This window comes from Desulfofundulus sp. JL263-se (genome assembly GCF_056316025.1).
In genome coordinates this window covers 2421928-2436596 of record NZ_CM149993.1, presented here as the reverse complement: position 1 = coordinate 2436596, position 14669 = coordinate 2421928, and the positions used below count along the sequence as shown (strand labels likewise).

Genomic DNA, 14669 nt, shown 5'->3' with positions numbered 1-14669 from the left:
AAAAGGGGATCGGGTATTGGTGGAGCGCAAAGTTGTTAAGCAAAAAATAACGGTGTTGCTGGCTATATTAGGTTTAATATTTGCGGTCCTTTTAGGAAGACTAGCTTATCTTCAGCTGGTGCAAACCCAGAAATACCAAGTATTGGCCCAGGACAACCTGGTTCGCATCATTCCCATTACCGCCCCCCGGGGAGAAATAAGGGACCGTAATGGCCGGTTGCTGGTGGATAATAAGCCGGTTTATACTCTTTCCCTTTCTTTCTTCGGCGTAAGCGAGCAAAAAAAACAGGAGGTCAAAGAGTTACTTGCCCAAATACTTTCCGGAGATAAAAAAGTTGGAAAACCTGCTTCTTACTGGTTAAAAGAAATAGACAGCCGGCTGGAAAAACAAACCCGCCCCTATGAGCCGGTTAAGGTGGCCGCGGATGTATCATGGGAAACGGTTGTACAAGTGCGGGAGCGGCAAACTGAATTACCGGGGGTTATTGTGGAAGAGGAGCCGGTACGCAATTATCCCTGCGGGGAACTTTTGGCCCACGTGCTGGGATACGTGCGGGAAATGAATGAAGCCCAGCTTGAGGCCCACAGGGATGAGGGCTACCGGATGGGTGACAAGTACGGGCAGGATGGTTTGGAAAATTCCTTTGAGAGTTACCTGCGGGGTGAAAAGGGTGCCCGCCAGGTAGAGGTTGATGCCAGCGGGCGCCCGGTAGATGTAAGGGGTGTTAAAAAGCCGGTGCCCGGGAGTAGCCTTATACTTACCATAGACAGCCGCTTGCAGGAAGCTACAGAAAAGGCACTGGCTGATGGGATAAAAAGGGCGCAGCAAAACGGTTACCGGGAAGCAAAGGCCGGGGCGGCAGTGGTTTTGGATATAAGAACCGGCGCTGTACTGGCCATGGCCAGTTATCCCACTTATGATCCGTCAATATTTACGGATAGATTGTCGGAGGAGGAATGGGAAAAAATTAGTAAAACCCAGGCCCTGGTAAACAGGGCCCTGAGGTTGTATCCTCCAGGCTCCGTTTTCAAAATGGTCACTGCTGCAGCTATTCTGGAGAACGATATTGTTGACCCGGAACATTTCATTAACGACCCTGGTTATTATATGCTCGGGCCGACGCGCTTTAGTGACTGGAAGCCGGGGGGACACGGCAGGGTAGACCTCAGAAAGGCGCTGCAGGTATCCTGTGACACTTATTTCTGGAAGTACGGGAGAGCCGTAGGTCACCGGGAAATTGCCCGTTATGCCAGGGAGTTCGGGCTGGGACAAAAAACAGGAATAGAGCTTCCCGGGGAGCGGGCGGGAGTTGTACCCACCCCGGAATATAAGCGGGAAAATGTCAAAGCCTTCTTAATGCTTTATAACGAAGAGTTTGTAGAAGTACGCAAGAAGTATGAGCGATTGATAAATACGGCTCCCACGGATAAGCAAAAGGAAGTACTGGCAAGAGAACGGGATAAAGAGATAGAAGCACTTCTCAACAAGTACAGGTGGCACCTTGAATGGCAGACTTATGATACCCTGAATATGTCCATAGGCCAGGGTGATAACTGGTATTCTCCCCTGCAACTGGCAAGCTATGTGGCAGCAATCGCCAATGGAGGCACCCTCTATAGACCTTATATTGTTAAAAAAATAATCGGCCCCGACGGTAGCACGGAAAAAATTTTTAAACCCGTCGTGCGAAGAAAGGTAAATATATCCCCTGAAAATATAAAAATAATTCAGGAAGGCATGCATATGGTCACTTTGCCGCCAAACGGTACGGCGGCCGGCATCTTTGCGGGTTTTCCCCTTACGGGCGCGGCCAAAACAGGAACAGCTGAGGTAGCCGGGCACGACAACCATGCCCTCTTTTCAGCTTACGTGCCCTTTGAAAAGCCTGAAATTGCAGTGGTGGTAGTGGTGGAATACGGAGGTTCCGGTAGCGGTACTGCCGGCCCGGTGGTCCGGGATATATTGGACGCTTACGTTAAAATTAGCCGGGGAGAGGAATGGAAACAGGATAAAGCGGATAAGGATAATATAACTTCTCCGGAAAGACGGCCTGCCTCCGGTGAATTCCGCAGGCCTCCGCAGCAACAACAGGAACAAGCACCTGGGCAGCCAGGGCCAACGGCTGGAGAAAGGGAGCAGCAACAGGTGAATCCCCCCACGCCCACCGGAATCGGGCCGCCGGAACAGAACGGGGGGAACCAGGGTGAGGTTTCCGGGCCAATGGTTAACCCGGGGCCCCCGCCGGATTCCTCCCGGCAATCTTCTGCCGGCGGGCAGGTGAGTAACACCCAGAATAGTGAATCATTACCTTCCAGCGGGGCGCTTCAAGGCCAGTAGGGGCCGTTTGGGGCAGATTACTCCCCGCTGGAAATTCTTTTATTTATTTTTTTGCACTTATTAGCAGGATTTGGTTATTAGCTGTAGAAAGTTTTACACTAGCTTTTTGCAGGAGGAGAATGGTGTGGCTGAGAGCAGCAGTGATGGTGTCCTGGTAAAGTTTCCGGGGACAAGCTTAGCTGATCTGGATGAATTTGCAGATGAAAATACCATTTTAATTCAAAGAACTATCCGTTCCGGCCAAACAGTACGTTATAACGGAAATGTTGTGGTGTTAGGAGACGTTAACCCCGGCGCGGAAGTGATTGCTGCCGGTAATATTATTGTTATGGGTGTGTTACGTGGAGTTGTGCATGCTGGGGCTTCAGGGGACGGGAACGCCGTAGTTATTGCCTACCGGCTACGTCCTACGCAGCTCCGTATAGCTGATCATATAACCAGGGCCCCGGATGATGAGGAGGAGGTTTCCCAGGGACCGGAGGTGGCCCGGATAAAAGACGGGGTTGTAACTATTGAAGCTTTTCAAGCCAGTAACATCTTTCAGGGGAAAGTTACTTGACATAATTTGCTTATAAGGAGGAAACGGTAAAAATGGGCGAAGTAATCGTCGTTACTTCTGGTAAAGGTGGCGTAGGTAAAACCACAACTACTGCCAATATAGGTGCCGGCCTTGCCGAACTGGGACATAGGGTTTGCCTGGTGGATGCGGATATAGGGTTGCGTAACCTGGACGTGGTTTTAGGGCTGGAAAACCGCATAGTTTACGATATAACAGACGTAACTGGTGGAAACTGCCGGTTAAGGCAGGCACTAATCCGGGACAAGCGGTTTGACGGGCTTTTTTTGCTGCCGGCAGCACAGACCAAGGATAAAACTGCCGTTAGCCCCGAAGAAATGCAACAGCTTTGTGCTGATTTGAAGGAAGAATTTGAGTTTGTAATTATAGATTGTCCGGCAGGTATAGAGCAGGGCTTTAGAAATGCCATAGCCGGTGCGGAAAAGGCTATTGTGGTGACTACCCCGGAAGTATCTGCGGTACGGGATGCCGACCGTATAATAGGGCTGTTGGAGGCCGCGGACTTAAACGGGCCCCTTTTGATTATCAATCGCCTGCGCCCGAAAATGGTCCGGGCCGGTGACATGATGAGTATAGATGATATTATTGACATTTTGGCCGTGGATTTACTGGGGGTCATTCCCGAAGATGAGATGATTGTGGTGACGACCAATAAGGGGGAACCCGTAATATTGGACCGGCGTTCATTATCGGGACAAGCTTTTAGGAATATAGTTCAGCGCCTGAAGGGTAACGATGTTCCGTTCCTGAACCTGGACGACCAAGGTTTTTTTTCCCGGTTGCGAAAGATGTTCGGCCGGAAATAATTCCGGAAGGAGGGATACTGAGTGCTGGAGTTTATAAGCAGGATGTTCGGGAAGGATACCGGTTCCAGCGGCAACGTGGCCAAAGAGAGGCTGCGCTTGGTGCTGGTACATGACAGGGCCAGTGTCTCCCCGGAACTTTTACAAGTCCTTAAGAATGATCTGATTCAGGTAATATCCAAGTATATGGAAATTGAAGAGGATCAGCTGGAGGTTACCCTTGACAACAACGAGGATCAAGTGGCCCTGGTGGCCAATATACCCGTAAAAAAGATGAAGAGAACGGCTAAAATTATGGTTTAGTGAAGCAGGGAAATCGTTCGGCGATTTCCTTTTTATTTTGGTCCGATTTTCCTTAAAAGTACAATATTTAAGGGTTTTTTGAGGTAGTTAGCTGGTATATAATCTAACCTGGATGTAGTTTATCTTGATTTGTCCTTAAGATTTGGAAAGGGGCACCAGGGTGTTTCGTAAGCAGCTTTTGAAAAAATTGGATTTTTTACTTATGGCGGTCATGTTTTGTATACTTTTTTACGGCCTCCTGGTTGTGGGTACTGCTGGGACAAGTACTGCCTGGATAAGAGATTTACTGGCGCAAAGGGGCATCCATGGAAATATTTTGGAATACCTTTGGCAGGCGGGTCTTTGGGACCGTTTTCTGCTGATAGATTTCCAGCTTGTAAAAAAGCAGGGTACCTGGGTCTTGCTGGGCTTGATTCTCATGGCGGCAGTAATTTATTTTCCCTATGATAAATTGCCGAAGTACCAGACAAAGATTTACCTTTTTAATCTGGCCATGCTGGCGTCGGTTCTGGTACTGGGGCATACGGCCATGGGAGCGCAGCGCTGGATTCAATTGGGCCCTTTTACCTTTCAGCCATCAGAATTTGCAAAAATTTTAATGATTATCTATTTAGCCAGTTATTTATCGTCACGGGAAGGAAGGCTTGAACGCTTGCAGGACCTTTTGCCCTGTTTTATTTATGTGGGGATTCCCATGCTTTTGGTTTTAAAACAGCCTGATTTGGGCACATCCCTGGTATTCACTGCTATTGTGTTTGGCATGCTTTACGCTGCCGGGGCCCGCCCCCTGTTGCTGGCGGGTATAATGGGCCTTGGGCTGACCGTGGGAGTGGGTTTGGTATGGGCCCACTTAAAATTCGGCACCTGGATTCCATTAGCGGACTACCAGTTAAAACGGCTGACCATTTTTTTGGATCCCTGGAAAGACTTTCAGGGGGCCGGTTATCATATGATTCAGTCCCAAATTGCCATTGGCTCCGGAGAGTTGTTGGGAAAAGGGTTTTTAAGGGGCACTCAGAGCCTGGGCCAATTCCTTCCCATTCCGGAATCGGACTTCATTTTTTCCGTGCTTGCCGAACAGTTTGGATTTTTAGGCGCCCTGTTTTTGTTATCCTTATATTTTGTGTTGCTGTGCCGCATATTGAAGATAGCCACAGAAGCCAAGGATACATTCGGCATGTTGCTGGCGGTAGGAGTAGTAAGTATGTTTGGCTTTCACATACTGGTAAATATAGGAATGACCATGGGCATAATGCCTGTTACGGGGTTACCCCTTCCCCTTTTCAGTTATGGAGGAAGCAATATGATTGCCAATATGCTGGCCCTGGGCCTGGTTTTAAATGTTCATATGCGAAAGGAAAAAATAATATTTTAGAATGTCCTGCGATATGCGGGACATTTATTTTTTTAAATTTAGTGGGTATCTCACGGCCTAAATTGGCGCAGTATAGAATATGGCTTTTAAATAACAGGGGGTAGCGCAGTGGCTGGTGCTAAAAAGATACGCCGGGAAGTGAAAAAGGATTTTAGCTGGTATGGCTTCCTAGCCGTACCCGGAGAAATTATGGATCCTCAAGTTTACGCCCGCATGCAATCTCTCCACACCCGGCTGTTGGAAGATTCGGTCTTGCGCGTAGATGCCGGTATAAGGATTTTTGTAGTGGGAAGTGTGGAGAAGGATGTCTCACAGGAATTTGAAAAGCCGGGCATCAGAAAAGTTCATAAGGATGTGGATACCACTACCTTTATAAAGTTACGGAACGTGGACAGCATGAAGGATGTTGTGTCAATACACCATGAAGTAAGGGTGGATAAGGTAAGTTACAGGGGGGACAGGGTTTCAGTAATAGGTACTGTATCCTTTCGTGTTGTGTACCTGGGGCCCGTTATACTGGGAGGTACTGTTACCGAATTTCCCCGGGGTAATCCCGTAAATGGAGCTACGGTAAAGGTTAAGGACATGGACAGCGGCAAGCTACTGGCTACTACTACCACCGGGCCGGATGGCAGTTATGCTTTTAATGATATAAATCCCGGGGCCTTTACGGTGGAGGTGGAGGCAGAGGGTTTCCAAAAGGAAGAACGGGTGGCGGTAGTAATGTTAAAGGATATCGTAGATTTTACTTTACATAAAAGTGTCAATGGGATGACCGAAGTTGACGTAAAGTCACTCAAAGAGAACCTGGGTGCCGAACATAATTAGACGCTATTTTTAAAACAGTGCCCCGCGTTGTGAGGCTTGTCATATTTATCCACGCCCTCCAATATACTGTAAATGGAAATATTTGCAGAGGAGGGTCGGGATGTTTAGGATAAGATGGCCCCAAAAAAAGAAAGGTACTGGTAATTCCGGTTCTAACAATGATTATTGGTCAAATTATTACCGGTATTATTATCCGGGAATGCGAAGGCCTCTTTCCACCCAAAAAAGCTGGCGCAGGCTGGTTGCCCGGACTATGGTTACTTTGCTGATACTGGTAATATTGCTGGCAATAAGGGAAATACAATTGCCGGTAGGCCAGCAAGTTCGCAACAGTATGCGTTACCTGCTTACTACAGAGTGGAATTTTGAGCCTTTGTTGCAAGGAGCGGTGAGAGTTGCCAGTCAAATAGTCAACTGGGGTAACCCCACGTTTAATGAGTGGCCTGGCGTGGGGCCCTCCAGCCCGGTCAGCAGCAAAAGTATGCTTTCGGAAGAGCTTTGGGTACCAGTATCCGGGAAGGTTATAAGAGAATTCGGGTGGTCGGAGGATCCCTTGGACGGCTTAAAAAGATTTCACCCGGGAGTGGATATAAAGGCCGAGCCTGGAACTCCCGTCCGGGCCGTAATGGACGGACAGGTTGTCAAGGTTGACAAAGATGCCCGGTTAGGGGAGTATATTCTCCTAAGTCACGGAGACGGTTGTTACAGCATGTATGCCGGTCTCAGGAATATTTCACCCAAGGAAGGCCAGTGGGTTCTGGCGGGGCAGGAAATTGCCGAGGTGGGTGAAAATGGTGACGTTCCCGGGGGAAGTTTACACTTTGAATTGCGGGAAAAGAATGAACTGGTTGATCCCTTAAGCCGCCTGCATATGGGGAAATAAGCGAGGGTTTGTGATGAAGATATTTCGGTTTATGGGAACGGATGTATACCTTAATCCCTTTTTTTTGGGTCTTCTGGCGCTTTTTTTCGCGGCCGGCGTGCTGGTTAAGGGGCTGGTTGCCTTTGGCATTGTGTTAATGCACGAGTTTGCCCATGTTGCGGCGGCCAGAAAATTAGGAATAACGGTAACCCAGGTGGAACTTTTGCCCTTTGGGGGAGTAGCCCGCATGGGGGAGGAACTTTCCCTGGAGCCGATCAAGGAAGCAAGGGTTGCCGCAGCGGGGCCGGCCTGTAATTTTTTAATGGTTTTATTAGCCGTAGCCCTTAAGAATTACAACATTTGGCATAGTGACCTGGGACCTTTTTTTATTCAGTGCAATCTTTTGGTGGCAGGTTTCAATCTGTTACCGGGCCTGCCCCTTGACGGGGGGAGGGTTTACAGGGCCTGCCTGGCCAGGAAACTGGGGCTCAGCGAGGCAACCCGCCTAACAGCCAGGTACGGGCAGGTATGGGCTGTTGTGCTTATTATTTTTGGATTAATAGGCATTTACTTGGGGGCCACCGGTGTTGATATTTCCTTAACAGCGCTCTTTCTTTTTTACGCTGCTACCAGGGAAAGAAACATGGCGCCTTATCTCTTCATTAATCACCTTATTCGTAAGAGGGACGAGCTTTTAAAGAACGGTATGCTGCCTGCAAATGTATTGGTGGCCCTGGAAAATGTGCCCCTGGGTAAGATAGTTAAGGGGTTTTTGCCGCAAAAATATCACCTTATAATGGTAGTAGATTCCCAGGGGCAGGTTAAAGCCAGGACTACGGAGTGGGAAATTGTGGACAAAATAATGGAAGGTGGCTTTGAGACGCCGGTGGGCCAACTTAAGAAGCAATAATATTCCAATTGCATAAGATAACCTTTATAATTTTTTGTAAGGAATATTTTTCCGCAATTTGGGGGTAATATATAGAGATGACTGCTCCTTGCGGAACATGTTTTCATCATTTTAAACTTTGCAGGGGGATGCTAAAATGGAGCAGCTGCTGGAAAAAATTTTGGCTACAGTGGAAAAACCGGCCCGTTACGTGGGCGGCGAGTGGAATGCGGTGCAAAAGGATTGGGATAGCGTCAAAGTAAAAATGGCCTTTGCTTTTCCTGATGTTTACGAGGTGGGCATGAGCCACCTGGGCATGCAGATACTTTACAAGGTGGTAAATGACCGTGAGGATGCACTCATGGAAAGGGTTTTTGCCCCCTGGGTCGATATGGAGAAGAAAATGCGGGCGGTAGGGATGCCCCTCTTTAGCCTGGAATCCAAAAGGCCCTTACGGGAATTTGATATAGTGGGCTTTACCTTGCAATATGAAATGAGTTTTACCAATATTTTAAACATGTTGGATCTGGCAGGTATACCTTTGCACAGTGATAACAGGGGGGAGAACGTACCCCTGGTAATAGCCGGCGGCCCCTGCGGCTTTAATCCCGAGCCTTTGGCCCCGTTCATCGATGCCTTTATAATTGGAGAGGGAGAAGAAGTAATTAACCATGTGCTGGATGTTTATATTGATAAAAAGAAGCAGGGCGGCAGCCGGAGGGAAATTTTGAGTGAATTGGCCGGTATGGGTGGTATATATGTGCCGGCCTTTTATAAATTTGAATATAATCCCGACGGAACTGTGAAAAACATTGAGCACGACCAGGTTGCTCTCCCGAAGGTAAGAAAGAGGGCGGTGGCGGATATGGACGGAGTATCTTTTCCCACCCGCCCCATAGTTCCCCATACCGAAGTGGTGCATGACCGAATAATGCTGGAAGTGATGCGCGGCTGTACACGGGGGTGTCGCTTCTGCCAGGCCGGTATAATTTACCGGCCGGTGCGGGAAAAGGAGCCCGAAACCCTTATGCGCCAGGCTGAAGAGTTGGTGCGCAGCACGGGTTGGGGGGAGATATCCCTCACTTCTTTGAGCAGCAGCGACTATTCCCGCATAAGGGAAGTTATGAGCCGGCTGGTGGACCGCTTTGGCCCGGAAAGAATTAATGTATCCCTTCCTTCTTTAAGGGCTGATGCCTTTTCCGTGGAACTGGCCAAGGAGGTACAGCGGGTGCGGCGGTCCAGTTTAACCTTCGCCCCGGAGGCTGGTACCCAGCGCCTGCGGGATGTAATTAATAAAGGAGTTACGGAAGATGACCTTATGGAAGCTGTTTCTGCGGCCTTTAAGGCCGGCTGGTTTTCCATCAAACTCTACTTTATGATTGGCCTGCCCACGGAAACTGACGAAGACCTGGAAGGCATTGTCCGGCTGGCCAGGAAGGTATTGGAAATAGGGAAGGCTGTAAGCCGCGCCAGGGGGCGGCTCCGGGTAACGGTGAGCGCTTCCTCCTTTGTGCCCAAGTCACATACCCCCTTTCAGTGGGAGCCTCAGGATTCCTTGGAAAGTTTGCGCCGGAAGCAACAATTTTTAAAAGAAAGATTGCGGGGGAAGGGACTGGTATTTAATTGGCATGATGCCGAGGTAAGCTTGCTGGAGGCCGATCTGGCCCGGGGCAACAGGGATATGGCACCGGTCTTGGAGAGGGCCTGGGCCCTGGGATGTCGTTTTGACAGCTGGTCCGAATGTTTTGACTTTGAAAAGTGGCGGCAGGCCTTTAAGGACAATGGCATGGAGCCGGGGAAGTATGCATATCGCCGCTACCGATATGAGGATATATTGCCCTGGGACCATATTGATGCCGGTGTAAGTAAAAAGTACTTAGTACGAGAGCATAAAAAGGCCATGCAGGGTATTCCCACGATGGACTGCCGGGGAGGAAAGTGTTCGGGGTGCGGCCTTTGCCCGTCCCTGGAAATAGAGCCGGTGCTGGTAGGGGGGAAGACCGTTGTATCGGTACAGAATTCGTTATAAAAAAACCGGATCTATGCGTTATATTTCTCACCTTGATCTTTTACGTACCATGGAAAGAAGTGCCCGGCGGGCGGGGCTTCCCCTGGCCTTTACCGAAGGCTTCAATCCCCATCCCAAAATGAGTTTTGCCGCTCCGCTTCCAGTGGGAGTGGAAGGACGTGACGAGTATTTGGATTTGGAATTAAGAACGTCCATGGAGCCTTCCCGGGTGGCAGAAAAATTGAATGCTTCTTTCCCCAGTGGGCTGGAAGTGCTGGACGTGAGGGAAGTCAGCGGAGAAGGCCCTTCCCTGATGGCGCTGGTGGAAAAGGCTACCTACCTTGTGCGGGCCCGCCTGCCGGTCCAGTTGGATGAAAGGGAAGTGGCCGGCAACTTGAAAAGATTTATGGAACAGAAAGAAATAAAAGTAGAGCGAAAGACTAAAAAAGGTGAAAAGGTTAAGAATATCCGTCCCGGTATTATTGATCTAAAAGGGCAGCTTGACGGGAATGACCTTCTTTTAAAAATGATCTTAAAAACAGGAAGCAGGGAAAATGTTCGCCCGGAGGAAGTTTTACGTGCACTGGTAAAAGGATACCTGCCCGCTAATGTGGAAGATTTTAGGATAACTCGCACCGGCCTGTTTGCTGCAGGTAACAGGCTCCTATAATGTCGGGTTATTAGCGGGTAATATTGACGGGAGAGATAACATGTATAAGGAAATAATTATTAATGTGGGAGAAGAAGAAACCAGGGTGGCGGTGTTAGAAAATAAGGTCTTGGTGGAAATGTACATTGAGCGGGCCGCGAGGCAGAGACTGGTGGGCAATATTTTTAAGGGACGGGTGGAAAATGTTCTGCCGGGAATGCAGGCCGCCTTTGTGGATATTGGCCTGGAAAAAAATGCTTTTCTTTATGTGGAGGATGCCTACGGCGGGAAACATGGAGAGCAGGCGAATTTTGACCTGAAAACCAATATTTGTGATGTGGTAAAACAGGGGCAGGAAATTATGGTTCAAATTATAAAAGAACCCATTGGTACCAAAGGTGCCCGGGTGACAACTCAAATTACCCTTCCCGGGCGCTACCTGGTATTGATGCCCACTGTGGATTATATAGGTATTTCCCGGCGCATAGAGGATGAGAAGGAAAGGGAGCGCCTCCGGTTCCTGGCCTCCAAGATAAAGCCTGAGGGCATGGGGGTCATTGTACGTACCGCAGCGGAAGGCGTAGAAGAGGGAGAGTTTCTCCAGGATATTAATACGCTTACCCGGCTTTGGAAAAAGATATTGCACCGCTCGTCCCATAGTCCCGTGCCTAACTTGCTCCACCGTGACCTGGAACTGGTACAGCGGATATTGCGGGACATTTTTACGGAAGATGTTGACCGCCTGGTAATTGATTCCCGGTACGAATATGAAAAAGTAATGGAACTACTGGATATCGTTGATCCCGACTTAAAAGTTAAGGTTTTTTGGGAAGAAAGGGAAAATATTTTTGAAGAGCTGGGCATCGAGAAAGAGTTGGAGAAGGCACTCCGGCGTAAAATATGGTTAAAGTGCGGCGGGTATCTGGTTATCGACCAGGCCGAGGCCCTTACCGCCATCGATATTAATACGGGAAAATACGTGGGCAGTATCGATTTGGAAGATACAGTACTAAAAACCAACCTTGAGGCCGCAGTGGAAATTGCCCGGCAGCTTCGCCTGCGCAACCTGGGCGGTATCATAATAGTGGACTTTATTGATATGGCCCGGGAAGAACACTGGCAGCAGGTGTTGGAGCGGCTGGAAGAAGAGATTAAAAAAGATAAAACTAAAACCAACATTTTGGGCAGAACTCAACTGGGCCTGGTGGAAATAACCCGAAAAAAGGTACGCCCAAGCCTGTCCGAGGTGCTGCAGAAGCCCTGTCCTTACTGTGAGGGGCGGGGTAAGGTGCTTTCCGAAGAAACCCTGGGAATTCAATTTAAGAATCAAATACTGCAATTGGCCAGCCGTACTACTGCAGAAACCATCCTGGTAGAAGCCAACCCGGCAGTGGCAGCCCGGCTGATAGGCAGCGGTGGTGCAAACTTGCGGGAACTGGAAAATAAAACTGGGAAAACCGTTTATATTAGGGGTTCGGTGGGTCACCACATTGAGTCGGTGAGCATCAAGCCCTTACACAGCCAGGCCGATATCCAGGCTGCCACCTTTCCAGTGAGGCCGGGCCAGGTGCTGGAAGTGCGGGTGGAGGAACCCCACATAAGTAACCTTGCCGACGGTATTGCTCGGGTAAACGGCTATATACTGGACATAGAAGGTGCCGGTTCCATGGTGGGAAAAGTGGTGCCCGTGGAAGTAAATAAGGTTCACAGGACCTATGCCAAGGCCCGGGTTTTAAAGTGAATAAGGTCAAAGGTCCCGGGGATAATGTTGATTTGCTTAAAGCCACTTGGAAAGTTTGCTGTTTAAAATAGCCGGCAGCAGTTATAATTGACCCGGGGGTGTTTTACTTGACGCCAGAGCAAAAATTGGAAAAGCTGAAGTATTTTTTACAGAAGAAGGGGAGCGCTGTAATTGCTTTTTCAGGGGGAGTGGACAGTACATTTTTGCTCCACGTGGCCCGGGATGTTTTGGGGGATGGGGTGGTAGCCGTAACTATTGACAGCAAAATCCATTCCCGCAGGGAAATAGCCCAGGCACAAAAAATGGCAGCTTTCTGTAAAGTGAGACATCTTATCTTTAAGGATGATTCCTTATTAAACAACGGTGACTTTTTGTCCAATCCTCCTAAGCGCTGTTATATTTGTAAGAAGATAATGATGGGTAAGTTGAAGGAAAAGGCAAAAGAGCTGGGAATAGCGGCGGTTATGGATGGGGCCAATGCCGATGACCTTAACGACTTTCGGCCGGGAATGCAGGCTGCAGCCGAGGTGGGAATATTAAGCCCCTTAATGGAAGTGGGTTTGCGAAAGAGTGAAATTCGCCGCCTCGCCCGGCAGGAAGGATTGCCGGTATGGGATAAGCCTTCGTCGCCTTGCCTTTGTTCCCGTATCCCTTACGGCCAGCTTATAACATTACAAAAGCTTGATCAGATAGAAAAAGGAGAAAATTTATTAAACGAGCTGGGCTTTGGGGAAATGAGGTTGAGGCACCACGGGGATTTGGCGCGAATAGAAATACCCGCGGCTAAAATGCCGGAAATATTGGGCCCGGATACGCTGAATACGGTGACGGAAGGGCTTAAAAAACTGGGTTTCAACTATATTACCCTGGACCTGGAAGGTTTCCGCAGCGGGAGTTTAAATAAAGCACTTTAATTAAAGAAAGATTAATTGATAATTAAGCATCAAAAATATTATTATATAAGCAAATTTATTATATAATTTAATAGTTTGTGGGGTTTGAGGTTAATATATAAAACATTTTTTTGGTAAATGTAGCTCTATCCTTTAAGCGGAAATGTTTTGAGTACGAATTGCCGGAGACAAGTTAATGAGGATAAAATAAAAACCGGGAGGTGGTTAGTGAACCTCCCGGTTTTACCATTATTTGGAGTGAAAATTATGAAGGATGTACTTAATTTTTTAAAAATAATTGCCGATGAAACCCGGTTGAAAATAATAATGATGCTGTCCCGCCGGGATATGTGTGTTTGTGAAATCATGAATGAACTGGGTATGTCCCAGCCTTCCGTTTCGCACCATCTCAGGATTTTAAAAGAAGGAAAAATAGTTCTGGATGACAAGGACGGCCGGTGGGTTTTTTATTCCTTAAACAAAGATGAGTTTTTCGCCAGAATGAAAAGCCTAAACAATGAATTATTTAGTGAGATATGCAATAACCTTGATAAACGTCAAACTGCGAGGAATTATGGTGCTTGCAGGAAGATCGAAAAAGAAATGTACTTATATCATAAAGCAAAGGATAAAAAAATTAATTAAAAATTAACGCTTTTCAACCTACAGAAAAAGGGTTTCATCCCATACTGTGGAAATCTTTGACCGTTATCGGGTTTCGGGGCCGTAAGCAAAGTAGCTACTTTCCAGGTTTTGTCCAATAAAAACAAAGTGTTGGCCCAAGCCCTTTCGGTAAATTGTCAATATCCGCCTTATCTAGGTGATGCACTATGAACTTTACTTTCCTGGCCCCGCCGGTAATCCGCTTCGGCCGGGGGTGTATAGCTGAACTTGTAGCCAGGGAAAACCTGGCCCTGGGCAGCCTTATGGCAGGAATCGCCCTGGCCAACGCCCGGCTGGGGGCGGTGCACGGGCTGGCGCACCCGGTGGGACACCGTTGTCGTAAACCCCATGGTTTGGTATGTGCCGTATTGCTCCCCCCGGTGATGGACTTTAACTTGCCGGAGGCAGCGAGGAATTACGCCATTTTAGCCCAGCGTTTGGCCCTGCCCGGCGAGAATGAAACAGAAAAAGCCCGGACCCTGGTAAGACTGGTGCGCGATTTGAACCGGCGCTTGGGTATACCTTCCCGGCTTGGCGCCCTCGGGCTGAAGGAGGAGGACATACCGGCCTTGGCAGCCCAAGCACTGTCTTCCGGCTCAACCCGGGCCAACCCGCGCCCGGTTTCCCGGGAAGAACTGGCACATATATTACGTGATGCCTTATGAGTTAATCTGCCATGTAAAACCGCTTAGCCCGCTATTTTTAGCCATGGTAATTATGTTATATTCCCGTCCGTTTAA

General features: G+C 48.5%; 14 protein-coding genes. All 14 read left to right on the top strand.

Annotated features, from left to right (window positions below):
- Positions 1–19: 19 nt before the first annotated feature.
- The 14 genes from mrdA (at position 20) to ACX4JR_RS12570 (ending at position 14594) form a co-directional block, all read left to right on the top strand.
- Positions 20–2338: a penicillin-binding protein 2 gene (gene mrdA / locus ACX4JR_RS12635; protein WP_476060557.1), complete on the top strand. Its 2319-nt coding sequence runs from the start codon at positions 20–22 to the stop codon at positions 2336–2338.
- Positions 2339–2462: 124 nt separating this feature from the next.
- Positions 2463–2897 (top strand): septum site-determining protein MinC, encoded by a 435-nt coding sequence (gene minC / locus ACX4JR_RS12630; protein ID WP_476058393.1) that lies wholly within the window; start codon positions 2463–2465, stop codon positions 2895–2897.
- 32 nt (positions 2898–2929) lie between these two features.
- Positions 2930–3721: a septum site-determining protein MinD gene (minD, locus tag ACX4JR_RS12625; RefSeq protein WP_476058392.1), complete on the top strand. Its 792-nt coding sequence runs from the start codon at positions 2930–2932 to the stop codon at positions 3719–3721.
- 21 nt (positions 3722–3742) lie between these two features.
- A complete protein-coding gene (gene minE, locus ACX4JR_RS12620) occupies positions 3743–4021 on the top strand; it encodes a cell division topological specificity factor MinE (protein WP_476058391.1) in 279 nt (92 codons plus the stop codon).
- 211 nt (positions 4022–4232) lie between these two features.
- Positions 4233–5396, top strand: coding sequence for a rod shape-determining protein RodA (gene rodA / locus ACX4JR_RS12615; protein ID WP_476058390.1), 1164 nt, complete (start codon positions 4233–4235; stop codon positions 5394–5396).
- Positions 5397–5504: 108 nt separating this feature from the next.
- A complete protein-coding gene (locus tag ACX4JR_RS12610; RefSeq protein ID WP_476058389.1) occupies positions 5505–6224 on the top strand; it encodes a carboxypeptidase-like regulatory domain-containing protein in 720 nt (239 codons plus the stop codon).
- Between the two features lie 100 nt (positions 6225–6324).
- Entirely contained in the window at positions 6325–7107 is a 783-nt protein-coding gene (locus ACX4JR_RS12605) for a murein hydrolase activator EnvC family protein (protein ID WP_476058388.1), read from the top strand.
- A 13-nt stretch (positions 7108–7120) separates the two neighbouring features.
- Positions 7121–7996 (top strand): M50 family metallopeptidase, encoded by an 876-nt coding sequence (locus ACX4JR_RS12600; RefSeq protein WP_476058387.1) that lies wholly within the window; start codon positions 7121–7123, stop codon positions 7994–7996.
- Positions 7997–8132: 136 nt separating this feature from the next.
- A complete protein-coding gene (locus tag ACX4JR_RS12595; protein ID WP_476058386.1) occupies positions 8133–10004 on the top strand; it encodes a TIGR03960 family B12-binding radical SAM protein in 1872 nt (623 codons plus the stop codon).
- Entirely contained in the window at positions 9979–10653 is a 675-nt protein-coding gene (locus ACX4JR_RS12590; protein ID WP_476058385.1) for a TIGR03936 family radical SAM-associated protein, read from the top strand. Before ACX4JR_RS12595 ends, ACX4JR_RS12590 begins: the two co-directional genes overlap by 26 nt.
- Positions 10654–10693: 40 nt before the next feature.
- Positions 10694–12373: an Rne/Rng family ribonuclease gene (locus ACX4JR_RS12585; protein ID WP_476058384.1), complete on the top strand. Its 1680-nt coding sequence runs from the start codon at positions 10694–10696 to the stop codon at positions 12371–12373.
- A gap of 107 nt (positions 12374–12480) precedes the next feature.
- Positions 12481–13287, top strand: coding sequence for an ATP-dependent sacrificial sulfur transferase LarE (gene larE, locus ACX4JR_RS12580; RefSeq protein ID WP_476058383.1), 807 nt, complete (start codon positions 12481–12483; stop codon positions 13285–13287).
- 246 nt (positions 13288–13533) lie between these two features.
- Positions 13534–13911, top strand: a complete 378-nt coding sequence (locus tag ACX4JR_RS12575) for an ArsR/SmtB family transcription factor (RefSeq protein WP_476058382.1) — start codon at positions 13534–13536, stop codon at positions 13909–13911.
- Positions 13912–14096: 185 nt separating this feature from the next.
- Positions 14097–14594, top strand: coding sequence for an iron-containing alcohol dehydrogenase family protein (locus tag ACX4JR_RS12570; RefSeq protein WP_476058381.1), 498 nt, complete (start codon positions 14097–14099; stop codon positions 14592–14594).
- The last annotated feature ends 75 nt before the right edge of the window (positions 14595–14669 follow it).

Coding starts and splice junctions, on each gene's coding strand:
- ACX4JR_RS12570 (WP_476058381.1), top strand. CDS start 14,097: ATGAACTTTACTTTCCTGGCCCCGCCGGTAATCCGCTTCGGCCGGGGG.
- ACX4JR_RS12585 (WP_476058384.1), top strand. CDS start 10,694: ATGTATAAGGAAATAATTATTAATGTGGGAGAAGAAGAAACCAGGGTG.
- ACX4JR_RS12600 (WP_476058387.1), top strand. CDS start 7,121: ATGAAGATATTTCGGTTTATGGGAACGGATGTATACCTTAATCCCTTT.
- minD (WP_476058392.1), top strand. CDS start 2,930: ATGGGCGAAGTAATCGTCGTTACTTCTGGTAAAGGTGGCGTAGGTAAA.
- rodA (WP_476058390.1), top strand. CDS start 4,233: ATGTTTTGTATACTTTTTTACGGCCTCCTGGTTGTGGGTACTGCTGGG.
- ACX4JR_RS12575 (WP_476058382.1), top strand. CDS start 13,534: ATGAAGGATGTACTTAATTTTTTAAAAATAATTGCCGATGAAACCCGG.
- ACX4JR_RS12595 (WP_476058386.1), top strand. CDS start 8,133: ATGGAGCAGCTGCTGGAAAAAATTTTGGCTACAGTGGAAAAACCGGCC.
- ACX4JR_RS12605 (WP_476058388.1), top strand. CDS start 6,325: ATGTTTAGGATAAGATGGCCCCAAAAAAAGAAAGGTACTGGTAATTCC.